At 63.6% G+C, this 26,543-nt stretch carries 17 protein-coding genes, 3 tRNA genes and 3 rRNA genes; 12 read left to right on the top strand and 11 right to left on the bottom strand.

All coding sequences use genetic code 11. The annotated features are described in order from the left end of the window. Nucleotides 1-11: 11 nt before the first annotated feature. Nucleotides 12-1,514, bottom strand: coding sequence for a lipopolysaccharide biosynthesis protein (locus A6F68_RS14430; RefSeq protein ID WP_067681661.1), 1,503 nt, complete (start codon nucleotides 1,512-1,514; stop codon nucleotides 12-14). 594 nt (nucleotides 1,515-2,108) lie between these two features. Between A6F68_RS14430 and A6F68_RS14425 the strand changes: the two genes are divergently transcribed. The 9 genes from A6F68_RS14425 to A6F68_RS14385 all read left to right on the top strand — a co-directional run bounded on the left by A6F68_RS14425 (nucleotide 2,109) and on the right by A6F68_RS14385 (nucleotide 10,306). Beyond that, nucleotides 2,109-3,597: ribosomal RNA gene (locus A6F68_RS14425) — 16S ribosomal RNA — on the top strand. 177 nt (nucleotides 3,598-3,774) lie between these two features. Further along, nucleotides 3,775-3,851: transfer RNA gene (locus tag A6F68_RS14420), tRNA-Ile, on the top strand. A 15-nt stretch (nucleotides 3,852-3,866) separates the two neighbouring features. Next, nucleotides 3,867-3,942: transfer RNA gene (locus A6F68_RS14415), tRNA-Ala, on the top strand. Between the two features lie 265 nt (nucleotides 3,943-4,207). Continuing rightward, a 23S ribosomal RNA gene (locus tag A6F68_RS14410) occupies nucleotides 4,208-6,999 on the top strand. 129 nt (nucleotides 7,000-7,128) lie between these two features. Then, nucleotides 7,129-7,243, top strand: a 5S ribosomal RNA gene (gene rrf, locus A6F68_RS14405). The 16S, 23S and 5S rRNA genes sit together here with 3 tRNA genes alongside, the layout of an rRNA operon. 221 nt (nucleotides 7,244-7,464) lie before the next feature. Further along, nucleotides 7,465-7,541 (top strand) — tRNA-Met (locus A6F68_RS14400). A gap of 184 nt (nucleotides 7,542-7,725) precedes the next feature. Next, nucleotides 7,726-9,573, top strand: a complete 1,848-nt coding sequence (locus A6F68_RS14395) for an ABC-F family ATP-binding cassette domain-containing protein (protein WP_067681659.1) — start codon at nucleotides 7,726-7,728, stop codon at nucleotides 9,571-9,573. Between the two features lie 5 nt (nucleotides 9,574-9,578). Next, on the top strand, nucleotides 9,579-9,767 hold the full coding sequence (locus A6F68_RS14390) for a hypothetical protein (protein ID WP_067681656.1): 189 nt from the start codon (nucleotides 9,579-9,581) through the stop codon (nucleotides 9,765-9,767). Further along, nucleotides 9,764-10,306 carry a pseudouridine synthase gene (locus A6F68_RS14385; RefSeq protein WP_067681653.1) on the top strand — a complete coding sequence of 181 codons (543 nt, stop codon included), beginning with the start codon at nucleotides 9,764-9,766 and terminating at the stop codon, nucleotides 10,304-10,306. The genes A6F68_RS14390 and A6F68_RS14385 overlap by 4 nt, the downstream gene beginning before the upstream one ends. Nucleotides 10,307-10,315: 9 nt before the next feature. On the opposite strand, the gene A6F68_RS14380 is transcribed toward A6F68_RS14385, so the two are convergent. The 3 genes from A6F68_RS14380 to A6F68_RS14370 form a co-directional block, all read right to left on the bottom strand. Next, nucleotides 10,316-11,470 (bottom strand): cupin domain-containing protein, encoded by a 1,155-nt coding sequence (locus A6F68_RS14380; protein WP_067681650.1) that lies wholly within the window; start codon nucleotides 11,468-11,470, stop codon nucleotides 10,316-10,318. Beyond that, the gene (locus A6F68_RS14375) at nucleotides 11,470-11,739 is read right to left on the bottom strand and encodes a hypothetical protein (protein WP_067682778.1); all 270 of its coding nucleotides are present in this window, start codon (nucleotides 11,737-11,739) and stop codon (nucleotides 11,470-11,472) included. The genes A6F68_RS14380 and A6F68_RS14375 overlap by 1 nt, the downstream gene beginning before the upstream one ends. A gap of 68 nt (nucleotides 11,740-11,807) precedes the next feature. Then, nucleotides 11,808-12,227 carry an ATP-binding protein gene (locus A6F68_RS14370; RefSeq protein ID WP_067681647.1) on the bottom strand — a complete coding sequence of 140 codons (420 nt, stop codon included), beginning with the start codon at nucleotides 12,225-12,227 and terminating at the stop codon, nucleotides 11,808-11,810. Between the two features lie 42 nt (nucleotides 12,228-12,269). Here A6F68_RS14370 and A6F68_RS14365 point away from each other — a divergent pair, with 42 nt between their 5' ends. Beyond that, entirely contained in the window at nucleotides 12,270-12,701 is a 432-nt protein-coding gene (locus tag A6F68_RS14365) for a FecR family protein (protein WP_067682775.1), read from the top strand. Then, nucleotides 12,698-13,279 (top strand): OmpA family protein, encoded by a 582-nt coding sequence (locus tag A6F68_RS14360; protein WP_067681644.1) that lies wholly within the window; start codon nucleotides 12,698-12,700, stop codon nucleotides 13,277-13,279. Before A6F68_RS14365 ends, A6F68_RS14360 begins: the two co-directional genes overlap by 4 nt. Here A6F68_RS14360 and A6F68_RS14355 read toward each other — a convergent pair. From A6F68_RS14355 to A6F68_RS14325, 7 genes are all read right to left on the bottom strand, one after another. Next, the gene (locus tag A6F68_RS14355) at nucleotides 13,272-15,323 is read right to left on the bottom strand and encodes a CHASE2 domain-containing protein (protein ID WP_067681641.1); all 2,052 of its coding nucleotides are present in this window, start codon (nucleotides 15,321-15,323) and stop codon (nucleotides 13,272-13,274) included. The two genes, A6F68_RS14360 and A6F68_RS14355, sit on opposite strands and share 8 nt — an antisense overlap. 1 nt (nucleotide 15,324) lies before the next feature. Then, nucleotides 15,325-16,290: an MBL fold metallo-hydrolase gene (locus A6F68_RS14350; RefSeq protein WP_067681636.1), complete on the bottom strand. Its 966-nt coding sequence runs from the start codon at nucleotides 16,288-16,290 to the stop codon at nucleotides 15,325-15,327. A 10-nt stretch (nucleotides 16,291-16,300) separates the two neighbouring features. Next, nucleotides 16,301-16,648 carry an STAS domain-containing protein gene (locus tag A6F68_RS14345; protein ID WP_198152630.1) on the bottom strand — a complete coding sequence of 116 codons (348 nt, stop codon included), beginning with the start codon at nucleotides 16,646-16,648 and terminating at the stop codon, nucleotides 16,301-16,303. Nucleotides 16,649-16,703: 55 nt separating this feature from the next. Continuing rightward, nucleotides 16,704-19,085: a glycoside hydrolase family 3 protein gene (locus A6F68_RS14340; protein ID WP_067681633.1), complete on the bottom strand. Its 2,382-nt coding sequence runs from the start codon at nucleotides 19,083-19,085 to the stop codon at nucleotides 16,704-16,706. Nucleotides 19,086-19,164: 79 nt separating this feature from the next. After that, entirely contained in the window at nucleotides 19,165-20,352 is a 1,188-nt protein-coding gene (locus A6F68_RS14335) for an MFS transporter (protein ID WP_067681630.1), read from the bottom strand. A gap of 7 nt (nucleotides 20,353-20,359) precedes the next feature. Beyond that, nucleotides 20,360-21,409, bottom strand: a complete 1,050-nt coding sequence (locus tag A6F68_RS14330; protein WP_067681627.1) for a LacI family DNA-binding transcriptional regulator — start codon at nucleotides 21,407-21,409, stop codon at nucleotides 20,360-20,362. 181 nt (nucleotides 21,410-21,590) lie between these two features. After that, entirely contained in the window at nucleotides 21,591-24,839 is a 3,249-nt protein-coding gene (locus A6F68_RS14325; RefSeq protein WP_232308160.1) for a TonB-dependent receptor, read from the bottom strand. Nucleotides 24,840-24,998: 159 nt separating this feature from the next. On the opposite strand from A6F68_RS14325, the gene A6F68_RS14320 reads away from it, so the two are divergent. Then, nucleotides 24,999-26,513, top strand: a complete 1,515-nt coding sequence (locus A6F68_RS14320; RefSeq protein WP_257784453.1) for a tryptophan halogenase family protein — start codon at nucleotides 24,999-25,001, stop codon at nucleotides 26,511-26,513. Nucleotides 26,514-26,543: the final 30 nt, after the last annotated feature.

Genomic DNA, 26,543 nt, shown 5'->3' with positions numbered 1-26,543 from the left:
CGCCACGCGCATCAGGCCGGGGAAAGTTCGCGCCGTGTCAGGAAGGCGATGATCTCGCCAACGGTGTCGCGCGCGATGAGGACCAGCGCCGCCAGGTATGTGGCGGCACCGATCGATGCCAGCACGGCCAGCTCGGCCGGAGGCGGCATCGCCGGGAGCGCGGCGCGCGCGGCGGTGACCACTGCGACCATGATCGCCGTCGATAATATGGCGGGGGCAAGCGCCCGCGCCAGGTCGCGCCATCGCACGCCGATCTGCGGCAGGGTAAGCGACCAGGTAAAGACAAGGAGGGCCGGTGCCCCGATCCACCAGGCGGCGACGAGGCCCCATGGCCCAGCCTCCACTCCGACCAGGAACAGGAACGGGAAAAGCACCGCGCCCGCGCCATTGGTGGCCATGTAGGTTTGCGGCCTGCCCATCCCGTTGGTCGCGGGGCTGCAGACGATCTGCAGGGCGAACGCCGGCATGGCGAGCGCCAGCCCTCCCGCGATGGGCGCCATCTCGGCCCATTTCTCGCCGAACAGAGTGAGGACGGCGGGCCCGGACACCAGCGCGAGGCCAAGGTACGCGGGCATGACCACGAGCGCGACCATCCGCTGTATGCGCAGGAAGAAGGGCCCCAGCGGCTGGCGCGTCTTGTAGAGTTCGGAATAGGTCGGGAAGGCGACCTCGTTGATCGGCGGCAGGAATCGCCCGGTGATGATCAGGGTGAGGAACAGCGCCTCGGCATAGAGACCAAGCTCGTGCGGTTCGAAACTGCGCCCGGCAATCACGATGTCGGCCTGGCTCTGCACGATCCAGAGGAACTGGCAGAGCGTCAGCGCTCCTCCGAAGGTGAAGAGATCGCCCGCTCCGCGGAAGTCGAACACCGGGCGGACGAGCAACCGGGCCGCGAGCGTCATCCCGATCGCGCGGGTCGTGAACATCGCCACCGGTGCCCAGACCAGCGCCCAGACGCCGAATCCCTGCCATGCGAGGACAAGCGCCGTCGTCGCCCCCACGACCGCGCAACCGAGATTGACGAGGCCCTGACTGCGAAACTCGATCCGCCGTGCGAGCAGTTCCTGCGGAAGCGCCGCGAATGGGATGGTGAGGAAGATGAAGGCCTGCACCCGCAGCATGTCGGCGACCAGCGGCTCGCCGTAATACCGGGCCGCGTATGGGGCCAGCAGCACCTGGGCCAACGCGAGGCTGCCGTTGAGCAGAAGGAGCATCCCGAACACCTGCCCGATCCGCCGCTCGTCGAGCCTGTCGGTCTGGATGAGCGAGGTCGCGAAGCTCTGGCCGTTGAGGAACGCCAGCGCGGTGACGACCGCCTGGGTCATGGCGTAGAGTCCGTAGTCCGCGGGGACCAGCAACCGCACGACGAGGATCGTGGAGGCCCACGTGATCGCCTGCGCCAGCACCTGCGTGCCCCATCGCCACGCGAGCGCGCTGCGCACGCGCTCGGCCAGGCCTGAAGCGGGTCGCGGCTGGACTTCGGTGGTCGCAGGTGCGGGGTTGGTAACGGACATTTCGCCGCGCGTGATACGCGGGAAAGGTGAAGATTTGCCGAGGAGAGCTCAGCAGCAATGCGACTCTGGGAAAAGGTTATCGAAAGGTGGGCGCGATTCGGCCCCCAAAGCCCCCGGAGAGGCGCATTCCCGCGAAAAAACCCTTGGAAAACAGCGACAGCAGGCGGCCACGAAATAAAATTGCAAAAAGGCGTTGACCCGACTCAGAGCCCTCCATATATGGCCCCTCACCGACGCGGTGCTGACGGTTTTCGGACTGCCTCACTCGCTCGGTCGCCAACATAGTCGGATAGCCGGTCCCCCGGTGTAAATCGGGGATACCATCGCTGTCCGCCTTATAATGTTGAGTGGCTCTTTGACATCGTTGGTTTTTGATGAAGGGACATGTGGGCGACGGCGCCAGGTCCGGGGGTTTTAAGGCTCCGGATACCTGTTAAAACAAGCCGATTGCCACATCCTGATCGCCTCCACGGCGGTCTTGATGATGCATGTTCATTCGTATCCATTACGTTTGACAGTGCAGGTATCGGCTCCTTGAAGCTCTTGCTTGTCGGTCTGACGATCCTCGGATCGTGGCTGATAGGTGAGTGACACAAACTTGAGAGTTTGATCCTGGCTCAGAACGAACGCTGGCGGCATGCCTAACACATGCAAGTCGAACGAGACCTTCGGGTCTAGTGGCGCACGGGTGCGTAACGCGTGGGAACCTGCCTTTAGGTTCGGAATAACTCCCCGAAAGGGGTGCTAATACCGGATAATGTCTTCGGACCAAAGATTTATCGCCTTTAGATGGGCCCGCGTAGGATTAGCTAGTTGGTGGGGTAAAGGCCTACCAAGGCGACGATCCTTAGCTGGTCTGAGAGGATGATCAGCCACACTGGGACTGAGACACGGCCCAGACTCCTACGGGAGGCAGCAGTGGGGAATATTGGACAATGGGCGAAAGCCTGATCCAGCAATGCCGCGTGAGTGATGAAGGCCTTAGGGTTGTAAAGCTCTTTTACCAGGGATGATAATGACAGTACCTGGAGAATAAGCTCCGGCTAACTCCGTGCCAGCAGCCGCGGTAATACGGAGGGAGCTAGCGTTGTTCGGAATTACTGGGCGTAAAGCGCACGTAGGCGGCGATTCAAGTCAGAGGTGAAAGCCCGGGGCTCAACCCCGGAACTGCCTTTGAAACTAGATTGCTAGAATCCTGGAGAGGCGAGTGGAATTCCGAGTGTAGAGGTGAAATTCGTAGATATTCGGAAGAACACCAGTGGCGAAGGCGACTCGCTGGACAGGTATTGACGCTGAGGTGCGAAAGCGTGGGGAGCAAACAGGATTAGATACCCTGGTAGTCCACGCCGTAAACGATGATAACTAGCTGTCCGGGTTCATGGAACTTGGGTGGCGCAGCTAACGCATTAAGTTATCCGCCTGGGGAGTACGGTCGCAAGATTAAAACTCAAAGGAATTGACGGGGGCCTGCACAAGCGGTGGAGCATGTGGTTTAATTCGAAGCAACGCGCAGAACCTTACCAGCCTTTGACATCCCGGTCGCGGATTAGAGAGATCTTTTCCTTCAGTTCGGCTGGACCGGTGACAGGTGCTGCATGGCTGTCGTCAGCTCGTGTCGTGAGATGTTGGGTTAAGTCCCGCAACGAGCGCAACCCTCGTCCTTAGTTGCCATCATTCAGTTGGGCACTTTAAGGAAACTGCCGGTGATAAGCCGGAGGAAGGTGGGGATGACGTCAAGTCCTCATGGCCCTTACAGGCTGGGCTACACACGTGCTACAATGGCGGTGACAGTGGGCAGCAAACTCGCAAGGGTGAGCTAATCTCCAAAAGCCGTCTCAGTTCGGATTGTCCTCTGCAACTCGAGGGCATGAAGGCGGAATCGCTAGTAATCGCGGATCAGCATGCCGCGGTGAATACGTTCCCAGGCCTTGTACACACCGCCCGTCACACCATGGGAGTTGGGTTCACCCGAAGGCGTTGCGCTAACTCGCAAGAGAGGCAGGCGACCACGGTGGGCTTAGCGACTGGGGTGAAGTCGTAACAAGGTAGCCGTAGGGGAACCTGCGGCTGGATCACCTCCTTTCTAAGGATACGGCCGAAAGCGCCGGGACTTGCTCCCGGAAGTGCTTCGTCCTTTCCAAAGAACACTGCCGTCGTCCTCATGTCCTTTCATCACTGGAAAATCACCGCGGGCTTGCCTTGCGTGTGACGCCTGAGCTGGCTCACGCCCTCGCGGCCTTTCGGCCGGCAGGGCTAGCGTGGGCCTGTAGCTCAGTTGGTTAGAGCGCACCCCTGATAAGGGTGAGGTCAGAGGTTCAAATCCTCTCAGGCCCACCACCTCTTGTCGCTTACGGGGCCTTAGCTCAGCTGGGAGAGCACCTGCTTTGCAAGCAGGGGGTCATCGGTTCGATCCCGATAGGCTCCACCAGCGATTGAGGTGTAGACTTTGCGTCGCTTTCCAGGATGAAACGAAAAGCTATCCGGCTTCGGTCGGTAGTGGGCGGATCTGCCGCCCGCGTCTTTGACATTGTGAATGGGTTTTTAATCGATGCCGTGGCGCATGACGCCGCAGGTCTACGGACGTGCGGAGTGATGCGACACTTTACAGATGTAATATCTGGCTGAGATTATCCTCCGCGCCATCGAAAGGCGTCAGGCTTTTATGCAGGCCTGTCGTTGATGGTGTGGATTCTCAAGCGTGAGGTAAGAGCATTTGGTGGATGCCTTGGCACATACAGGCGATGAAGGACGTGGCACGCTGCGATAAGCGTCGGGGAGTTGTGAGCAAACTTTGATCCGGCGATTTCCGAATGGGGAAACCCACCCTCACCATTTCCTATCGATCGAGCTTCGGCTCGGGCGGTAAGAGGTGGATAGGGTATCACCGAAGTGAATATATAGCTTTGGTGAAGCGAACCCGGGGAACTGAAACATCTCAGTACCCGGAGGAAAAGACATCAACCGAGATTCCGTTAGTAGTGGCGAGCGAACGCGGACCAGGCCAGTGCCTTCATTTCAACTAGCAGAACACTTTGGAAAGAGTGGCCATAGCGGGTGACAGCCCCGTATGCGAAAGTGATGATGAAGGACTCGAGTAGGGCGGGACACGTGAAATCCTGTCTGAACATGGGGGGACCACCCTCCAAGCCTAAATACTCGTATGTGACCGATAGCGAACAAGTACCGTGAGGGAAAGGTGAAAAGCACCCCGATTAGGGGAGTGAAACAGTACCTGAAACCGAATGCTTACAAGCAGTGGGAGCTTCTTTAGGGAGTGACCGCGTACCTCTTGCATAATGGGTCAGTGACTTAGTGTATCATGCAAGCTTAAGCCGATAGGTGTAGGCGTAGCGAAAGCGAGTCTGAATAGGGCGACTGAGTATGATGCATTAGACCCGAACCCCGGCGATCTAGGCATGGCCAGGTTGAAGGTGCGGTAACACGCACTGGAGGACCGAACCGGTGAATGTTGAAAAATTCTCGGATGAGCTGTGTTTAGGGGTGAAAGGCCAATCAAGCCGGGAAATAGCTGGTTCTCCGCGAAATCTATTGAGGTAGAGCGTCGGACGTATGCCGATGGGGGTAGAGCACTGGATGGGCTAGGGCTGCGCGAGCGGTACCAAACCTAACCAAACTCCGAATACCATCGAGTCTTATCCGGCAGACAGACGGCGGGTGCTAAGGTCCGTCGTCAAAAGGGAAACAGCCCTAACCTACAGCTAAGGTCCCCAAGTCATCACTAAGTGGGAAAGCATGTGGGAATCCCAAAACAACCAGGAGGTTGGCTTAGAAGCAGCCATCCTTTAAAGAAAGCGTAACAGCTCACTGGTCTAAATAAGGGTTCCTGCGGCGAAGATGTATCGGGGCTAAAGTGATGCACCGAAGCTTAGGGTTCAGAATTTATTCTGAGCGGTAGCGGAGCGTTCCGTAAGCGAGTGAAGCCGAAGGGTAACCGACGGTGGACGTATCGGAAGTGCGAATGCTGACATGAGTAGCGACAAAGAGGGTGAGATGCCCTCTCGCCGAAAGACCAAGGGTTCCTGCGCAACGCTAATCGGCGCAGGGTGAGCCGGCCCCTAAGACGAGCCCGAAGGGGGTAGTCGATGGGAACCACGTTAATATTCGTGGGCCTGGAGATGTGTGACGGATCGCGGAAGTTGTTCGACCTTATTGGATTGGTCGGGCCTCCAAGCGGTTCCAGGAAATAGCCTCTCCGTATAGACCGTACCCGAAACCGACACAGGTGGTCAGGTAGAGTATACCAAGGCGCTTGAGAGAAGTATCCTGAAGGAACTCGGCAAATTGCCTCCGTACCTTCGGAAGAAGGAGGCCCCGTTATTGCGCAAGCAGTAGCGGGGGGCACAGGCCAGGGGGTAGCGACTGTTTAGCAAAAACACAGGACTCTGCTAAGTCGGCTTCAAGACGACGTATAGGGTCTGACGCCTGCCCGGTGCTCGAAGGTTAAGAGGAGGAGTGCAAGCTCCGAATTGAAGCCCGAGTAAACGGCGGCCGTAACTATAACGGTCCTAAGGTAGCGAAATTCCTTGTCGGGTAAGTTCCGACCTGCACGAATGGCGTAACGACTTCCCCACTGTCTCCAGGATATGCTCAGCGAAATTGAATTCTCCGTGAAGATGCGGAGTACCCGCGGTTAGACGGAAAGACCCCGTGCACCTTTACTGCAGCTTCAGAGTGGCATTAGGAAAGAGTTGTGTAGCATAGGTGGGAGGCTTTGAAGCGTTGGCGCCAGCCGACGTGGAGCCATAGGTGAAATACCACCCTGCTGTTTTCTGATGTCTAACCACGCACCGTTAGCCGGTGTTGGGACCCTCTGTGGCGGGTAGTTTGACTGGGGCGGTCGCCTCCTAAAGAGTAACGGAGGCGCGCGATGGTAGGCTCAGGACGGTTGGAAACCGTCTGCAAGAGTGCAATGGCATAAGCCTGCCTGACTGCGAGATTGACGAATCGAGCAGAGACGAAAGTCGGTCATAGTGATCCGGTGGTCCCTCGTGGAAGGGCCATCGCTCAACGGATAAAAGGTACGCCGGGGATAACAGGCTGATGATTCCCAAGAGCTCATATCGACGGAATCGTTTGGCACCTCGATGTCGGCTCATCACATCCTGGGGCTGGAGCAGGTCCCAAGGGTTTGGCTGTTCGCCAATTAAAGTGGTACGTGAGCTGGGTTCAGAACGTCGCGAGACAGTTTGGTCCCTATCTGCCGTGGGCGTCGATTGTTGAGAGGAGTTGCCCCTAGTACGAGAGGACCGGGGTGAACATACCTCTGGTGTACCTGTCATTCCGCCAGGAGTGCAGCAGGGTAGCTATGTATGGACGGGATAACCGCTGAAAGCATCTAAGCGGGAAGCCTCCCTCAAGATAAGCAATCATCGAACCGTCGTAGACCACGACGTTGATAGGCCGGGTGTGGAAGTACAGTAATGTATGGAGCTAACCGGTCCTAATAGTTCTGTTCGCGCTTGATGAATCCCACCATCAACGACAGTCCTGGGTCTTTGGCCTGAGAACTGCTGTTGAGGAGGATCGTCCAGCCAGACGCTCATCTAATACCAACAGTGCATCGATTAAAACCCGCGCTCCGCCGGCTCTATTGCTTGGTGGCCATAGCGTCTGTGACCCACCCGATCCCATCTCGAACTCGGCCGTGAAACCGGACAGCGCCGATGGTACTAACGCTCAAGCGTTGGAAGAGTAGGTCGTCGCCAGGCATTACAGCCGGCGGGGCGCGGGAAATAACCCATTCACGATTTCAAAAAGCCGCTGCCGGCCTGTCCGAGCGGCGGCTTTTGCGTCTCTGGCGGTAACGCTTGCGACGGAGCGCCGAACGGCTCCGCAGGAGTCGCAAGGCCGAACGGCCGCCCGAGCTTATGCGAGGGAAGCCAAGGATGTGGAAGCATCCGCCGGCGCTTGAGGCGATACAAATAGGTGCCGCGGGGTGGAGCAGTCCGGTAGCTCGTCAGGCTCATAACCTGAAGGTCGTTGGTTCAAATCCAACCCCCGCAACCACCGTTTTGCCGAGTTGCCTCGGCTGCAAGAGCCCCGCTGGACCAGCGGGGCTTTTTCTGTTCGTGTCTCCGTGGGGCGCAGGGTCGTTCGGGTCTTTATCGGACGTGCGCATCGGGACACTTTTCCGGACCGGAGCCAGCAACCGGTTGGGTTCGCCGTCCGTGGCTGATAGGGGCCGCGCGCCATGATCACGATTGACAACATCACCGTGCGGCTGGGCGGGCGTGCCATCCTGCAGGATGCCTCGGCAGCGATTCCGCGAGGCGCCCGGATCGGACTGATCGGGCGCAACGGGGCCGGCAAGTCGACGCTGATGAAGGCGCTGATGGGCGAGATCGAGCCGGATCAGGGTTCGATCGAGATTCCACGCCGCGCGCGCGTGGGATATATCGCGCAGGAAGCGCCGAGCGGATCGATCACTCCGTTCGACGCCGTGCTGGCGGGCGATGCGGAGCGCGCGCTCCTGCTGGAGGAGGCGGAAACATGCACCGACATGGACCGGCTCGGCGACGTGCACGACCGCCTGCTGGCGATCGACGCCTATGCCGCACCCTCGCGGGCAGCGATCATCCTGACCGGTCTCGGCTTCGACGAGGAGATGCAGGCCCAGCCGCTCGATACGTTTTCCGGTGGCTGGAAGATGCGTGTCGCGCTGGGCGCCCTGTTGCTGTCGAACCCCGACATCATGCTGCTCGACGAGCCGTCCAACCACCTCGACCTCGAGGCGACGCTCTGGCTCGAAAGCTTCCTCAAGGCTTACCAAGGGACCCTCGTGGTCATCAGCCACGAGCGCGACCTGCTCAACAACGTGGTCACGGCGATTCTTCACCTGCAGAACGGCCAATTGACGCTGTATCCGGGTGGGTACGATGCCTTCGAACAGCAGCGCGCGGAGCGAGCCGCGCAGCTCGCGGCGGCAAAAGCGGCACAGGATGCCCAGCGGGCGCGGCTGCAGGACTATGTGGCGCGCAACAGCGCCCGCGCGTCGACCGCCAAGCAGGCGCAATCGCGCGCCAAGATGCTGGCGAAGATGCAGCCGATCGCGGCGGTGCTCGAGGATCCGAGCCTCAGCTTCGATTTCCCGAGCCCCGACGAGATGCGGCCGCCGCTGATCACACTCGATCTCGCGGCGGTGGGCTACGATGAAACGCCGATCCTCCAGCGGCTCAACCTCAGGATAGACCCCGACGACCGGATCGCCCTCCTGGGCCGGAACGGCAACGGCAAGACCACGCTCGCGCGTCTGCTCGCCGCCCAGCTCGCGCCGATGGACGGGGCGATGCAGGCATCGGGCCGGATGCGAGTGGGCTATTTCACGCAGTACCAGGTCGAGGAGCTGTCGAGCGAGGGCACCCCGCTCGATCACATGACGCGCGCGATGGAGGGTGCCTCGCCCGGCGCGGTGCGTGCGCAGCTCGGTCGGTTCGGTTTCTCCGGCCACCGGGCAACGGCTCGGATCGGGACGCTTTCGGGCGGCGAGCGCGCGCGGCTGGCGCTGGCGCTCATCACCCGCGACGCGCCGCACCTGCTGATCCTCGACGAACCGACCAACCACCTCGACGTCGATGCGCGCGAGGCGCTGGTGCAGGCGCTCAACGCGTTCGATGGCGCGGTCATCCTGATCAGCCACGACCGGCACATGGTCGAATTGACGGCGGACCGGCTCGTCCTCGTCGACGGCGGTACGGCGCAGGAATACGCCGGCAGCATCGAGGACTACATCGACTTCATCCTCGGCCGGAACCAGCCGCGCGACAGCGGCAACGGCAAGCCGAAGAAGGACAAGCGCGCATCGGCCAAGGATCGCGAGGCGGTGCGCCTGGCGCGGAGCAGCGTGACCGCAAGCGAGAAGGCGATCGCCCGATTGCAGGGCAGGCTCTCGGCGCTCGACGCGTCGCTGGCGGCCCCGTCGACTGGCAGCAAGTCCCCCGGCGATCTGATGCGCGAGCGGGCGACCGTCGCGGCCGAACTGGAAGAGGCCGAGGCGCAGTGGCTCGACGCGCAGGAGACGCTGGAAAAGGCCGAGGCCTGACAACCATGCGCACCCGCCTCAGCGTCTGCGCGCGCAAGCGGCGCTTCGGCTCGGCGGACGAGGCCATCGCGGCGACGGCGCAAACCGACCTGCGGCATTACCGCTGCGACCGCTGCGGCGCGTTCCACCTCACCAGCCGCCGCAAGGGCAAGCGCATTCCGCGCCCCGGGATCCGCATGGACGCCGCACGGTGAGCGGGATCATCCTCTTCAACAAGCCCTACGGCGTGCTCTCTCAGTTCACCGACGAGCGGCAGGGCGCCCCGCGGCCCACGCTGGCGCAGTTCATCGACGCGCCGGGGTTCTATCCGGCGGGTCGGCTCGATTACGATAGTGAGGGCCTCATGGTTCTCACCGACGACGGGCGGTTGCAGGCGCGCATCGCCGATCCGCGCTTCAAGCTCGCGAAGACCTACCTTGCGCAAGTCGAAGGGGAACCGGACGACGCTGCGCTGGAGGCACTGCGGCGCGGCGTGCGTCTCAAAGACGGCCAGACCCGGCCCGCGCAGGCCGAGCGGATAACCGAGCCCTCGCTTTGGCCGCGCGACCCGCCGATCCGGTTCCGCAAGTCCGTGCCCGACAGCTGGCTGCGCCTGACGATCACCGAAGGGCGTAACCGGCAGGTCCGCCGGATGACCGCCGCGGTCGGCCATCCCACCTTGCGCCTCGTCCGCTGGTCGGTCGGCGAATGGACTTTGGACGGGCTGGCCACCGGGGAATGGCGGCGGGCTTGACGGCGACCGTCAGTCGGGGTCGCTCACGGCCAGCGCGCCGCGATTGACGAGGTCGGCGATCAGGTGGACGATTTCCGGAGGCGCCAGGTCTTCGGCTTCCGCGACGAAGCACGGCCCGGCGCACAACCGCTCCGCAAACGCCGCCGCCGGGCCGTGGCAGTGATAGGAAGCGCCATCGACGAACAGGGTCACCGCTTCGCCCGCCTGCCGGACGAACGAGAACCGGCTTGCGGGATTGCGGTCGAGGGTGACGCCAGCGCCGCCCCCAGCCAGGTCGGCGGCGGTCATCTGCTCGTCGGGTGCCCAGTCCAGCCGATCGTCCTTTGGCTGCGTGACGTACCGGCCGAACCACGACGCGAACGCCGCCCGGTCCGCCAGCGCGCCCAGGGCCATGTCCTGCAAGCGCGCCAGCGCCGTGGCGGAAATCTCGCCGGGATGGGCATCGGCGGACAGGTCGGGATCGGTGTAGCGATCGTCCTCGCCAAGTGTGTCGATCACGTGATCGGCCCATGCGGAAACGAGATCGCCGCGCGACGGCGCACGGAAGCCGACCGAATAGGTCATGCAGTCGTCCTCCACCGCCACCCCGTCGTGCGCGAAGCCGGGCGGGACGTAGAGGACGTCTCCGGGTTCGAGCACCCATTCCTCGTGCGCCTCGAATTCGGCGAGCAGGCGCAAGCCGTCGTGCGGAAGCAAGGGAGCGGTATCGTCGCAGCGCGGACCGACCCGCCAGCGCCGCCGGCCCAGTCCTTGGACCAGGAACACGTCGTACTGGTCGAAATGCGGGCCTACCCCGCCGCCGGCGACCGCATAGCTGACCATCACGTCGTCGATCCGCCAGTCGGGGATGAAACGGAAGGGCTCGATCAGCGCGGCCACTTCGGGCACGTGGTGGTCGACCGCCTGGAGGAGCAGGGTCCACGGAGAGCCGCCGAGCTCGCCGAACCGGGTCGCAGCGATGGGGCCGTGCTCCAGTTCCCACTCGCCCGGACCCGGTTGCCGCACGAGCCGCGATTCGACCTCGGCCTCGCAAGCGAGGCCCGCCAGTTCGTCGGGCTCGAGCGGATTGGACCAGTCGGTGAAGGCATTGCGGATCAGAAGCGGGCGCTTCTGCCAGGTGTCGCGCAAGAACGCGGCAGCGTCGAAATCGCGCAAGGCGGGCATCAAGGCTCCAGCCGCTCGTCGGCCGCCGCCATCAGGTCCATGAAGTTGCGCGCGGCAGCGCGGTCGCTGGGGTCGGGAAACGCCACGTCGAGATCGGGCGACGCGCCGAGCATGTAGAGCACGGACCAGAGCGCGAACCGCTGACCGCGATCGCGCGACAGGCCGAAATCGACCTGCATCTTCTCGACCCCCGCATCGCGTGCGCCGGCAGGCAGGGTTTCGACGCTGTCGGTGCCGAAATAGCGGTAGAAAAGGTCGTCGAAATTCATCACATTCCCGCTACCACGACCGCGCGGCAGGGTCACGCCGGTGCGCTCGGCGATCACAATGAATGTAGTCAGGCCGCGGCCAGCACCAGCCTGAGCCGGTTTCGCCCTCCCTCGCGCGCATATGCGAATTCGCGGGACCACGCGCGGACGAGCGCAAGGCCGGTTCCTCCTCCGGATTCAGGATCCGGCCCTGCGAAACCGCGATCCGCCGTCGGATCGAAGGCGATTCCGTCGTCCTCGAGTTCGATCTGCACGCCGTCTGTCTGCAAGCTCAGAGTTAGCGCGATGGCCACACGTCCTTGTTTCGACCCGTGCCTCGCCACATTGCTCACGAGCTCTTCGATCACGATCGCCAGCCTGTCACGGTCGTCTTCCGGCAGGCCTGTCGCCTGGGCAAATTCGGCCGAGAACGCCAGTGCACTCAGGATGAGGGATTGCGGCTGGGCGCCCGGAGTGAGTTCCGACGAAAAGCGTTTTCCCGTTCCCATCGCGGTGGTATGACACACACGGTCGCATGCGGGGAGATATTCATGCGTACTTCGATCGTCGTCGCAGCCTTGGCGGTTTTCGTAACCGCCACGCCCGTCATGGCGGAGGTCGGCCGGATCAAGAGCCATGTCGGCGACGTGTCGGTGCAGCGCGGGAATCGCGTTCTGGCGGCTACCCCGGGTTTCCAGCTCGACCAGGGCGACGTGATCGTGACCGGCAAGACCGGGCGCGTCGGGATCGCTTTTCTCGACAACACCCGCATGGCGCTTGGACCCAACAGCCGGATCCGGGTGAACGAGTTCGCCTACGACCGCGCAAAGCAGACCGGTTCCTTCGTGACCAGCGTCGATCGCGGCTCGCTCGGGGTGGTTTCGGGCAATATCGCAAAGTCGAAGCGCGACGCGATGCGCGTGCGAACGCCGACCTCGATGCTCGGAGTGCGTGGCACCCGGTTCGTGGTCGAGGTCAAGTGATCCGCGGGGGGATCGCGCTGGGGGCGGCGCTGCTTGTCGGCGGCTGCGCGACCGACAGGGTGACTCTGCTCGAGAATGAAGGCGGCAACGAGACCGGATCGGTCGCGGTGCTCGCCTCCGACGGGCGGGAGACCGTGATCGATCGCGCCAACTCCCAGGCGGCCTTGCGTGACGGCGCGACGAGGGTCCGCTCGGTGAGCGAGATCAAGCCCGAGTACACCGCGGTCCTCGATTCCCTGCCGCCGCCGGTAAGGACCTTCAGCATTCCCTTCGAGTCCGGCCAGTCGGCGATCCGCGATGACCAGCGGCAGGTGCTGGAGGAGATTCGTACGGAGCTTGTCCGGCGCCCGGGCGCTCAGGTCGAGGTCGCGGCCTTCACCGATTCGATAGGGAGTGAAGAGCTCAACGCGAAGCTGTCGCTCGAGCGCGCGCAGAATGTCGCGGGCGAACTTCGCGGATACGGGTTTTCGATCGACGAAGCCGATGCCATCGGACGTGGCGAATACGAAGCCAAGGCGAAGTACGGCGACGAGGTCGAGCGCGCTGAGTTTCGCAGGGTAGACGTTATCGTCAGGTAAGGTCCGGCTTCCGACTGCCGCAGTAACGCAGCGCAACTATCGTCAGGTCGTCGCTTGGCACGGTATCGCCCTCAAATTCCCGCACCCGGTCGGCGAGGTCCTCTGCCCGCTCGCCGGCGCGCATATCACCTTCCTTCGAGAGAGCCGCGATTACCCCTTCGATGCCGAAGAACTCGAGCGCCTCGTTCTGTGCTTCGGTCGCCCCATCGGTCAGCAGCACGATGGTTTCGCCGGGGGAGAGTTTAACCGCTTCCTCGGGATAGGCGAAGTCGACGACGCAAAGCGGCGGGCCGCCGCGTAGCGGGACCGTCTCCACCGTACCGTTTGTCCGCACAAGCAAGGGATTCTCGTGGCCTGCGTTGACCAGCACGAGCGATCCGGTCGAGCAGTCAAGCATCGCGACGAGAAGGGTGACGCCCATCTCCTCGTCCGCTTCGTCCATCAGGTTGCGATTGAGCTCCTGCATCGCTTTGCCGAGTGCGCTGCCGCTGCGTCTGAGAATGCTCTTCGACAGGGCCTTCGACAGCGCCATGTAGAGCGCCGCCGGCACTCCCTTGCCAGTGACGTCCCCGATGACGATCAGCATCTGGTCCGGCCCTACCATCGCCGCGTCGTAGAAGTCGCCTCCGACCGACTTGGCCGGACGCAGGACCGCTCCCACTTCGACCCGCGGATCGAGTCCGGCGAGCCGCTCCGCGCTGGGCACCATGCCGAGCTGGATCCGCCGCGCCGCTCGCAATTCGCCTTCCTGTTCGGCGGCCGCGACCCGCTGGTCGACGAGGGCCGCCGCGAGCCGCGTGCGCTCCGCTCGGGCCAAAAGGTAGAGCGTAGTCCACATCGCGATCGTCGCGCCCGCACCGGTCAGCAGCGGCCAGACCGGGTCGAACAGCAGGTTGGCCCGATCGAACAGCAGGTAGGCGGCGAACGGGAGCGCGATCGCAATCGCGCCCGCCGGTGCGAGCAGCCAGTATCGCCGCGTGCCGCCCGCGAACAGGACGAGGACGAGCAAGGTGAGGGCCGCTCCCAGTTCGGCCCACCAGATCCACCCGGGGCGAGACAGCCAGCCTCCGGTCAATATCGCATCGACGGCCTGCGCCTGGACCAGGACGCCGATTTCCGTCGTCGACACAGGGGTTGGGACGATGTCCGAAGTGCCGTCCGCCGAAAGCCCGACGAGTACTACTTTGTTCCGCAATGCCTCGACGGGAACGTGGCCGGCCAGCACTTCGTCGGCGCGATATATCGCTGCGTCCGGAAACAGTCCCATCCTGAGTTGGAGCGAGCCCGACCGGTCGGCGGGGAGAACCTTTGGGCCGACGACGAGTGCGCCTCCCCGCCATTGCATCGCCGGGGCCTTGAGCGCGATCCTTGCGAGCTCGACGGCCATCCCCGCCATGGGGCGATCGCCCGCGACGACCGTCAGGGGAACGCGCCGCACGATGCCGTCGGAATCGGGCGGTCCGTTGATCAGAGCATGGGCGAGCGAGACATCGTCGAGTTGCGGCAGGCTGGTTAGGACCTGCGGGGTCCTGAGCGTATCGGGTGGGGGAGTGCCGGCAACTTCCGGATCGACCATCAGTTGTGCCGGGTCGATGCCGCCGGACTCCACGCCGACCCGCGGCAGCAGCACCGGTGCCGACCCCAAGACCTGCGCGAATGCCTCGTCCATGTCGGTCAGGCGTTCGATGCCTTCGACGGTATTCGCCGACAATTCGGGGTAGAGCGATGCGAATATGCGCGGCCCGAAAGCGTCCGGCGTGGGAAACAGGATGTCGAGCGCGATTGCCTTTGGTCCTGCGCGGGCGATCTGCTCGGTAAGGCGCGCCATGTGGTAGCGGGGCCAGGGCCAGGGTCCGACAGTCTCCAGGCTTGCGTTGTCGATCAGGACGACAGCCACCTGCTCGGCGGCTATCTCGCGCGGGGCCGTGCGCTGGAATGCATCGAACAGGGTCCGCCGGGTCCAGTCGCCGAGAGCCAAGCCGATCAGTAGCCCGGCGAGCCCTCCGACCAGCACGGCAAAGCCCGCCAGCCGACGGGCGCGCATCTCAAACCTCGACGCAGAGTCCGTCATAGGCGCAGACGACATCGAGAGGCGTGGTCTCGCGGGTCAGTTCCTCGTAGCGGATGCTTTCGGCGTGCATCCGTTCGATGTCGGCATCGGAGTAGGTCGGCTCGTGATGGAACAGGGCGAGTCGCTTGGCCTGCGCCTCGTGACACAGGTCGATGGCCACGACGTTCGACGAGTGGCCCCAGTCCTCCTTCATGGCGACGCTGTCGGCAAGGCTGTACATCGTATCGCAAACGACGAGATCGGCGTCGGCGAAGAAGGCCACGACATCGGCCTCGCCGTCCATGTGGTCGATCTTGTGCTCGCTGTCGGTGGAATAGACCGCAACCTTCCCTTTGCTGTCGGTAAACCGATAGCCGTAGCTGGAGTGGCTATGGTGCTGCCCAATCAGCGACACGGTCACGTCGCCGATGCGATAGTCCTGCCCGGGAGACAGCGTGCGAAACTCGATATCGGCCCGCAGGTAATCGAACGGCACGGGGAAAGAGATTTCCTCCTGCTGGCGGCGCAGCGCCTCCTCCGCATCGGCGTGACCGCCGTGGATCACGATCTTCGATCCGGGCACGAAGGCCGGCACGAAGAACGGAAATCCCATGATGTGGTCCCAGTGAAGGTGGGACATGAAGAAGTGCCATTCGCGCGCGTGGCCTTCCTGGCCGCACCGCCTGAGCGAATCGAGGCCGAACTCGCGCAGACCCGAACCCATGTCGCAGACGATGAAGGGACCGCTCCCGACGTCGACTTCGACGCAGCTCGTCGCGCCGCCATAGGTGTGCCCTTGTGCGAACGATAGTTCGCCCTCGATGAAAGCATGCGCGGCGGCAGTGTCGGCGAAAGATCGTCCCCCGGCTGCCACGAGCGCCTGAGCGATCTTGTCTCGGACGGTTTCGGCCCGGGCGGCGACCGGAAGCGAGCCTCGCGTACCCCAGAACCGTACCTGCATCGCCCCCCCTTCAAGCTTCGTCGACGAGCGCTTCTTCGACCGTCTCGAAGACGCGGAAGATCATGTCGTAACGGCTGATGGCGAGAATTTCGCGCATCGTCTCGTTCGGCCGGGCAAGCACGATCCGAGCCCCTGCTTCGCTGGCCTTGCGCTGCGCCAGCGTCAGGCCCCTGAGGCCGCGAGAGGACATGTAGGCGATTTCGGCAAGGTCGATGACGATCCGTCCGCCGTCCGCGACGCTCGCAGCAAGGCTTTCGGCGAAGAAAGTCGCCGTCGCTTCGTCGACACGTCCCGCCGGTGCGACGATGCGCGCACCGTCCCGATGCTCGGAGTTCCAGTCCAGAGAGCCCCCGCTCATGCGCCGACGTTAGGCGCTGGGCGGCGGGTTGCCTAGAGGGTCGTGTCAGCGCGGCTCAGAAAGAGCAGTCCGCACCTTCGGGCATGACTTCGCGAGCGATGGCGGAAATCTGCATCGTCAGCGATCCTTCCGACGCGAACGCGATGTTCGGTCCGAGGCCAGGCGCACAGGATTCGGTGATGATCATCTCGCGCCAGCCCTTGCCGGCGCTGAGCGCCAGTTGACGGGTCACGTCGATGGTGTTGGAGCCTACGGTCAGCTTCACTGGCTTTTCGGGTTGCGCAGGCAGATTGTAGGCGATGCGATAGGCACCGACACCGTTCCTGGGCTGGGCAAAGACGATGCTGGCGCCGGGAGCAAAGGCGATCTCGCGCGCATCCTCCTGACGCTTGCGATCGATGCCCTTGGCGGTGATGCCGCCGGCCGAGCCTCGCAGGTTGGGAAGCGCGCTGCCGCCGGCAGTCACCGTGATATCGCGTGCCAGCTTGCCGTCGACGAACCAGTCAGCCGACGGCCCGGCGCTCAGGTAACCGCACGTCTCGTCGAGCTTCGCCAACGCACCATTCGCAGTGAGCGGCAGGCCGTAGCCGACCTGGAAAAGCGCGCCTTCGGGTCCGTTGACCGGCTTGCCGTCGCACGCCGCAGGCCAGCTGAACGACAGGCGTCCGGTCGCCGGCCTCTTGCCGTAGAGTACGTCCGCGATTCCTGCGCCTTCGCTACCCGGAAGCCACGAGGCGACGAAGGCGTCCGCGGCATTGATCTCGCGATTGACCCACTTCGGGCGACCTGAAAGGAACAGCGCGACCGCGGGGATTCCCGCTGCCTCGAACTTGCGCAGGAGCGCGAGGCCTTTCTCGTCGTCGAACACGGCCGTCTTCCGGTCGCCTTCGAATTCGGCGTAAGGCGTCTCGCCGAACACGACGACGGCCACGTCGGGCTTGCTCGCGTAGCTGCCATCGGCCGAGAGCGTGGCTGAACCGCCTGCTTCGCGCGCCGCGGACGCAATTCCTGCCCAGATTGATGTCGCACCGGGGAAATAAGTTGCGTTGTCGAGCTCGAGCCCGCCCTGCCAGGTCAGCGTCCATCCTCCCGCAGCCTGCGCGATGCTGTCCGCCGCACTCCCGGCTACGAGCACTTTGGCACCGCGGGCGAGCGGCAGGACGCCGTCGTTCTTGAGCACTACCTGCGACTTCGCGACCGCCTCGCGCGCGACGGCGCGGTGTTCGGCCGAACCGAGCGTCGCATAGCGACCGCCCAGCCCGCGCATCGATGGTTTGAGCGCGCCCTTTTCGAGCAGGCCTGCGCGCAGCTTGACCCGGAGGACGCGGCCGACCGCCTCGTCGAGGCGCTCCATCGATATCGTACCGTCGCGGACCTGCCGGACGAGACTATCGTGCAGTCCCTTCCAGTCGTCGGGCACCATGTAGATGTCGAGCCCGGCATTGAGGGCCTGCGGACAGTCATCAACCTTGCAGCCGGCGATCTGGCCGTGGGCGTTCCAGTCCCCGACGACGAGCCCGGTGAAGCCCATTTCGCCACGCAGCACGTCGGTCAGCAGGGCCTTGTTCCCGTGCATCTTGACGCCGTTGATCGAGTTGAAGCTCGCCATGATCGTTTCAACACCGGCGGCGATGGCCGCGGGGTAGGGACGGGCGTGGAGCGCTTTCAATGCCTCTATGTCGCCGTTGACGTCGCCCTGGTCGACGCCTTGCGCCGTCCCGCCGTCGGCGAAGAAGTGCTTGGCGGTCGCGATCACGCGGCCATTGCCCAGGCGATCCGGATCGCCTTTCCCGCCCTGCAGTCCCTCGACCAGCGCGGCGCCAAGCTTCGCGACGATATCGGGATCTTCCGAGTAGCTCTCGTAGGTACGGCCCCAGCGGTCGTCTTGGGCGATGGCGACCGTAGGCGAGAAATTCCAGTCGATGCCGGTCGCCTCGATCTCCGCAGCGGTCGCGCTGCCGATCCGCCGGATCAGGTCGGCATCGCGCGTCGCGCCAAGGCCGATGTTGTGCGGAAAGATCGTCGCGCCGACGACGTTGGTATGGCCGTGGACGGCGTCGGTACCCCAGATCGTTGGAATGGCGGGCTCGCCCCCCGGCAAGGGCGCAACAGAGGCGTCCCACATCTCGTCGGCAAGCTTGAGCCATAGCGAGGCCGGGGCGAACTCGTCGCCATACGGTCCGCCATTGCCACCATTCAGGTAGCTGCCGAAGCGGTACCGCTCCATGTCGGCCGCCGTGAACGAGTTGATCTGAGGCTGGATGAGCTGCGCCACCTTGCGCTCGAGGCTCATGCGCGAAACGAGGTCTGCGATGCGCGCGTCTTCGTCCATCGGTGCGGCGGGCACGGCTACCGCGCTGCCGTTCTCGACCCGTGTCTGCGTACACCCTGCAGCCAGTGCCGCGAACGCGACCGCCGTCAACAAACCAACCCGCATGTGAACCTCTTCCCCGTTCTATGTGAACGTTCTCAAGCTGCCACGGCTGGGGAGGAGAATCAACCCGCGATGAGGAATTTCAGCCAGTTCGCCTGGGAACGAGGACTGCTGCCAGTGCAGCCAGTCCCGCGAGTATCGCGAACAGTCCGGGAAATCCGAACGTCGGCACCATGGCGAGCGCCAGCGCAGGCATGATCAGCGACGGCGTCGTGTTGGTAAGGTTGAACAGGCCGAGATCGCGACCGCGTCGCGCAGGCCTTGGCAGGATGCGGAGCGTCTGCGCGGAATGCAGCGCGAGAAAGACCGAACTCGCCACGCCAAACAGGCCATACGCCGCGATGGCCGGGAGCGTCCCCTGAGCGGCTGCCATCAGGCCGAGGCCAACGGCCGACACGACTGCGGAAATGGAAAGCGGTGCGAGCGGTCGGTCATGTCGGTCGGCCCAGCGCCCCACACCAAGCGCGATCGGGGCTGAAATCGCCAGCACGACACCGAACACGATCGCGGTGCTGCTGGCTCCCAGCGAGGGGTCGACCGCCCGGAACCAAAGATAAAGGAATGCAAAAAGCGCCGCTTCGGCGACCTGGAGCGACAGGCGGGCGAGCCACATGCGCGCGACCACCATCCGCGCCGGGGGCTTTGGACGAGAGTGCGTTTGGGGGTCCGCGAGGAGATCGGGATCGACCGGCGCAGGCAGCTTCGAGAAAAGGACGGGTGCAACGCAGACGGCGACAAGCACCGCAACGATCCCCGGCCTGATCTCCGCGCCTGCCAGCCCCGGCCAGGTCACGAGGGCGCCGCTGGCCGCACCCAGTGCGGGTGCGAAGGCCAGGAAGCCGCCGAGCGTTCCCTTGCGCTGGTCCGGGACGACGTCACCTGCCAGCGCCGCGAGGGGAGCAAGCATCATGTTGAGCCCGAACTGCCACAGCACGATCAGGCCGATGAGGGGCCAGAACCCGTCGACCAGGGGGAACAGCGCCAGCAACAGGCACGAAATCACCATTCCACCAGCAATCCAGCCGCGCCGGGTGCCGGTCAGGTCGCTGAGGTAGCCAAACGCGATATTGGCCACGCTCGCAGCAATGGCTCCGCAGAACGCGAGCGCCGACAGCCAATCGACAGCGCTTTCGGCACCCACCGCGTCCGCGATCCGTTCGGGCAGCAGGAGAGTGAGAAAAGGCGTGTAGGCGATGGCACCGCCAGCCCATGCGAGCGCGTAGACGGGTACGAAGCGATCGACCGACCGCAGTGAGGAGGCGGCGGTCACCGGTGCGTCAAGCGGGTGGTGCCACCGATGCCCGTTCGGCCAGCGAGCCGTGCACAGTGGTAACCCCGTCGGGCAAGGGTTCGCCCTTCTGCGCGCGAATGATCAGGTCGACTGCACAGGACACCGTTTCAGCGATCGGCTGGTCGACAGCGGTCAACGGGGGCTGCGTGAAATGCACCAGCGGGGTGTTGTCGAAGCTGATCAGCGACAGCTGTTCGGGCACCGCGATTTCCTTCGCCCGGGCGACCTCAAGAGTGGCGAGCGCCATCTGGTCGTTGCTGGCAATGATCGCGGTCGGGCGAGGCTGACGCTCGAGCAAGGCGATCGCGGCCCGCTCACCCGAGGCGTAACTGAAGTCGCCCTCGGCCAGCAGTCCGTCGGTCGATAGGCTCGCCTCGGCCATTGCTGCCTGCCAGCCGCTGACCCGCCGCGCACTCAGGCGATACTCGGGCGACCCGGCGATGAATCCGATCAGCTTGTGTCCGTGGTCGATCAGATGGCGCGTGGCGAGGCTCGCCATGCGGGTGTCGTCCATCGTGAGGGGGATTCCGTGCTTGTTCTCGCGCGAGCCGATGCGAACGAAGGGAATGCCCTGCTCGCCGAGAAATTCGACGATGCGCGGATTGTCGGAATGCGGGGGAGTAAGGATGATCCCGTCGGGCTGCAGCGCGGCGATTGCCGCCGCCAGTTCACGCTCGACGTGGTCGTCATGCGTGTCGACGAGTTCGATGATCATCCGGTAGCCGTGTTCGGCGCACTTGAGCATGCCGCCGAGCAGCATCTGGTCCACCCAGTCGGTGCCCTGCCGCGCTTGCCAGTCGGCGATGGTGCGTTCGCGGTCGTTGACGGCCAGGATGAGATAGGAGCGCGAGCCGCTCATGCGCTGGGCGGCGATCGACGGCACGTATCCCAGCCGGTCGATCGAGGCCTGAACCCGCTCCTGCATCTCGGGGCGGACGCTGGGCTCCTTGTTGATAACGCGGCTTACCGTCTGCAGCGAGACACCGGCGTCTGCTGCCACGTGCTTGATGGTAACGGCCTGGCGGCGGCGAGCCATGGTCAGGTAGTTCCCCAATTCATCGACGCGGCAAAGGCTTCGCGCATCCAAGCGTCCCTGTGCAGCGCCAACCCTAGGGCGTAGGGCCGCGTGAAGGCAACCCTGCACAACCCTCTGTCACAATCGACGGCGGGCCCGATCGTGATACGATCCGGGCCCGTCGCGATCAGTTCTGGCGTCCTCAGAAGTTGAAGCGCGCGAGGAAGGTGTAACGGCGGTCATTGCGGAACGCCGAGCGGGTTACGCGATTGCCGTCGAAGTCGATCACCTGGCTGGTCCTGGTGACCTGGTCGAGCAGGTTCACGCCTTGCACGCCGACCTTCAGGTTGTCGTTCACGGTGTAGAACAGCGATGCGTCGAGCTGTCCGCCCGATTCCTGCCAGATCGGCGAGAATGGGAAGATGTCGTCGCGCGGGGTGATCAGGAAGTCCGACCGCCAGTTGTAGGCCGCACGGGCCGAGATCGGTCCCTTTTCGTAGAACAACACCGCGTTGACAGTGTGCTTCGAGATGCCGGCCAAAGGCTGCTGCGCCGCGAACGAGCTTCGCTGACCTCCACCCGTCTGCGTATTTACGAAGTCTCCGCCGTCGACATAAGTGTATGTGAGCTGGGAACCGAGGCCGCTGAGCAGGCCGGGCAGGAAGTCGTAGGTCTGCTGGTAGGCGAGTTCCACCCCCTTCAGCGTACCGCCCGCGCTGTTGAGGGGGCCGTTGAATTCGGTCACGACCGTCGTACCGTTCGGGCTCGTGTACGAACGCAGCTCGGCACCGTTGCTCGGGATGCCCTTGATCTCCTTGAGGAACAATGACGCGGTCAGCGAGCCCACCCGGGCGAAGTACCATTCCACCGACGCGTCGTAATTCCACGAAGAGATCGGCCTCACGTTGCGGTTGCCGCTGAAGATCTGGAACAGCGGGCCGTTTGCGAGGGTACCCTCGGCGCGCAGGTCGTTGGTGTTGTCGCTGATCGAACCGCCCGAACCGAAGAGATTGAGCTCGGGACGCGTAATGCCCTTCGAGACCGCGACGCGCGCCAGCCATCCGCCACCGAAGTCGAGCTTGGCATTGAAGCTGGGCAGCCAGTGCTCGAATTCGATGTCGCGATCGTCGACCAGGGTCTCGCCGGTGAACGCTGCGACGAACTCCTGCAACCGCGCCGGGGTCAGGCCGCAATAGCCTGGCAGCGTCTGGCCGGGAGGCACGCGGGTACATGCATCCGCGACCTCGGCAACCTGCACCCGTCCGTCACGGTTTCCGCCGGGAGCCGTGTCGAAGAAAAGCGGGCTGGGGAAGCCGATCAGGCCCTGGGTGGGAACCCGGGTGCGCACGTATCGCAGGCCGATGTTGCCATCGAGCTTGGTGCCGCCTCCGAACTCGGTGCCGAAGTCGACCCGGGCATAGGCGGCCTTGGTCACTTCGCGAACGCTGTTGATTTCCGAAGGGCAGAACGGCGTGCAGGTCGGCCCGCGGCCATCGACTCCGAAGAAGGGGTTCGGCGTCTGCGAGAAGACGTTGATGGCCTGCGCCTGGCTCTTGGATGTACCCGAGAGATATTCGCCGAGGAAGTCGTCGCCGCCGAAGAAATATGCAGCTCCATTGGGAATCGGCGTGGGCGCATTGCCCCGCTGGAAGTTGTCGGCAAACGGATTGCGGACCTGCGAAAAGTTGGGGAAATCGCTGATGTAGGCACCGCCGCCGATTGCGCCTTCCTGACCCGGAAGCCCGGTGAAGAATCGGCCAGGTTGGAACGGGCAATTGGGGCCCGAATTCCAAGGCGCGCAGCCGGCGCGTCCCGCCCATGGGGCCGAAAGGTTGCCCCAGGTGCTGAAGGCCGTGTCCCGCGTCGTGCGTTCGCGATCGGACCACCGCCCGCCGACGCGCACGCTCTTGATGAAGCCGGTGTCACTGACGTCGTACTCGGCATCGAAGCGCAGGCTGTCGAGTTCGCCGTCATTGCGTTCGATGCTGTCGAGCAGGAACCAGTAGTAGGTGTAGAAGCCGCTCGAGAAGTAATCCGAGGGAGACCCTTGCGGAGCAAGAAATTCGATCTGCGGGGTCTTGCCAGTGGCATCGATCGATACGTCGGCCCAGGTGTTCATCGCACCGATGATCGAGTTGCGAGAGAGGTCGGACTTGATCCGCTGGGCCTCGAAGTTGAACCGCAGGCGGTCGCTGGCCTGCCACGTGGCGTCGAACGAGAAATCTTCGGTGACCGATCGGGCGCCGCGCTGGAAGCGGAGCGATTCCATGCCAATGCCGCCGCGTCCGAACGGATTCGCGTAGGCATCGCCGGGGCGCTGGGTCAGCACGCCGCTCTGGAAGATACCGTTCTCGTCGAACTGCCAGGTGGTGCCAGGCCGAGGCACCGGGAACAGCGCGTCGTCGTTGACTAGGGCGAGGATGGCATATTCGTCGGTGAAGAACTTCGTTTCCGAGCGCAGCCACTCGAAAGTCATAAGGAAGTCGCCGGTGGGGTCCTCGTACTGGAGCGCCGCAGACCAGGCTTCGCGATCGCGGGTGAGGTCGGTCGTGCGCACGCCTGCGCCCTTGGGCGCGACAACGGTGTTGGCCGGCGGGAAGTTGCTCGCGTCAAAGACCGGGGCACCCACGCCAGCCGATGAAGTCGGCGACACGCGGACGCAGGGACCGTCGAGCGTCCGCGCGCGATAGCACGGGTCGGTCAGCTGCGTCGCGTCGGTCCGGGTCTTGAGCTTGGACGTGGTGTAGCCGAGCTGGACGCCGATCGTGCCGCCGTCCGTCTCGAAAGTGTTCGAGCCGAGGATCGAGAAACCGCCGGTCCAGTCCTTCTGGAGGTCCCCATAGTTCGCCTCGACCGACCCGGCGAGGTTGAACCCACGCTTGTCGAGCGGCTTCCGGGTGACGAGATTGACCGTACCGGCGATGCCGCCGTCGATCATGTCGGCGGTGACGTTCTTGAAGACCTCGACGCGGCCGAGCAGTTCGGGCGAAACGTCCTCGAAACTCAGCGAGCGGCCCCCGTTTGCCGAGAAGATGTCGCGGCCGTTGAGCTCGGAGCGGACGAAGGGCAGGCCGCGGATGATCACGCCAGTTCCTTCGACCGAGAAACGGTCGGGATCCGACGTCTTCTCGAAGCGGCCGATGTTCACGCCGGGAACGCGCTGCAGTGCCTCCGCGACCGAACGGTCGGGCAGAGCGCCGATATCCTCGGCAGTAATCACGTCGACGAACGTGTCGGCGTTTTCCTTGATGTTCTGGGCGTTCTGCAGCGATGCACGGAACCCGGTGACGACGATCCCGTCGTCTTCATCCGTTTCGGCATCTTCCGCAGCGGGTTCCTCGGCTGCATCCTGCGCCCAGACCGGCTGGGCGGCGAGGAGTGCGAGACCCGACGCTGTTGAGAGAGCGAGAAGCCGGCGGGCAGCCGTGCTGGAGCGGTGACGACGAATCAAGCGATCCTCCCAAGATCAATAGGTCTTACGACGGGAATCGGGTCCCGTTCAGGGGTCCCGATAAGCGATTGCGTGAACGTTCACAAGCAAATATTGAACGTTCACATTTGGAGATACGAATGCACCGTGGCACACGCCGCGGAAATCGGGAGAGAGTGCGTGAAACCGATACGTCGGATCGTGATCGTGGGCGGTGGAACTGCTGGCTGGATGGCGGCGGCTGCGCTTTCCCGCCTGCGTGAGGGCAATGCGCTCGATATCACACTGATCGAGTCCGAAGAGATCGGCACGGTCGGAGTCGGTGAGGCGACGATCCCGCCATTCGTCGAGTTCAACCAGCTCCTCGAAATCGACGAGCGCGAAATGATGGCGGCCACCCAGGCCAGCTTCAAACTGGGCATCCAGTTCGTCAACTGGGGCAAGCAGGGTGACAGCTATATCCATCCCTTCGGCAACTACGGCCTGCCGATCAACGGGGTCGGATTCCACCAGCACTGGCGCCGCGCGCGGGTCGAAGGCGATCGGCGGCCGATCCAAGCCTTCAATCTCGAGACGATGGCAGCTTATTTCGGCAAGTTCGCACGGACCCCTGATTACAACCGCTCGGGAGACTATCCGCCGGTCAATTACGCCTACCATATCGACGCCACGCGTTACGCCCGGTTCCTGCGCGGCTATGCCGAAAAACGCGGTGTCGTACGCAGCGAAGGCAAGGTGGTCGACGTCACACTCGATGGCGAGAGCGGCTTCGTCACTTCGGTGACCAAGGCCGACGGGTCGGTCATCGAGGGCGACCTTTTCATCGACTGCTCCGGCTTTCGCGGGCTTCTGATCGAGCAGGCGCTCGAGACCGGGTACGAGGACTGGCGTCACCTGCTCCCGTGCGACCGTGCGGTGGCTCTGCCGTGCCAGCGCGAGGACGGCTCCCCGCCGCCGCCCTTCACCCGGGCGACCGCGCATTCCGCAGGCTGGCAATGGTGCGTCCCCCTCCAGCATCGCAACGGCAACGGCCACGTCTATTGCAGCCAGTTCATGTCGGACGACGAAGCGCACGACATTCTCGTCAACAACCTCGCCGGAAAGCCGCAGGCCGATCCCAATTTCCTGCGCTTCGTCACCGGGCGGCGAAAGAAGTTCTGGAACAGGAACGTCGTAGCGCTCGGCCTCGCGGCTGGATTCATGGAACCGCTCGAATCGACGTCGATCCACCTGATCAATACCGGGGTGAACAAGCTGATTGCACTCCTGTCCCTTCAGGGCATCACGCAAGCGCAGGAAGATGCGTTCAACCGGTTCACGACGAAGGAGTACGTCCGCATCCGTGACTTCCTCGTGCTGCATTACAACGCCACCGCACGCGACGATTCGGAGTTCTGGAACTACGTTCGCACGATGGACGTGCCGGACTCGCTGACCGAGAAGGTCGCACTGTTCCGCCTCAACGGGCAGATCTTCCGCGAGGAGGACGAGCTTTTCACCGAGACGAGCTGGGCAGCGGTAATGATGGGGCAGGGGATCGCCATGGAAGGCCACAATCCGATGGCCGACCGGATCTCCTCGCCGGACCTCAAGACCGAACTCGACGGGATCGAGCGATCAGTCCGCCACGTGGTCGACCGCATGCCGGGGCATCACGATTACCTGAAGCGGTATTGCCCTGCACCGGCTGCCTAGACAGCGGTCCACTCTTGCGCGACTAGTCGC

The sequence above is a fragment of the Tsuneonella dongtanensis genome (genome assembly GCF_001698205.1).
In the GTDB taxonomy this organism is placed as follows: Bacteria; Pseudomonadota; Alphaproteobacteria; order Sphingomonadales; family Sphingomonadaceae; genus Tsuneonella; species Tsuneonella dongtanensis.
This window is presented reverse-complemented; position numbering and strand designations above follow the sequence as displayed.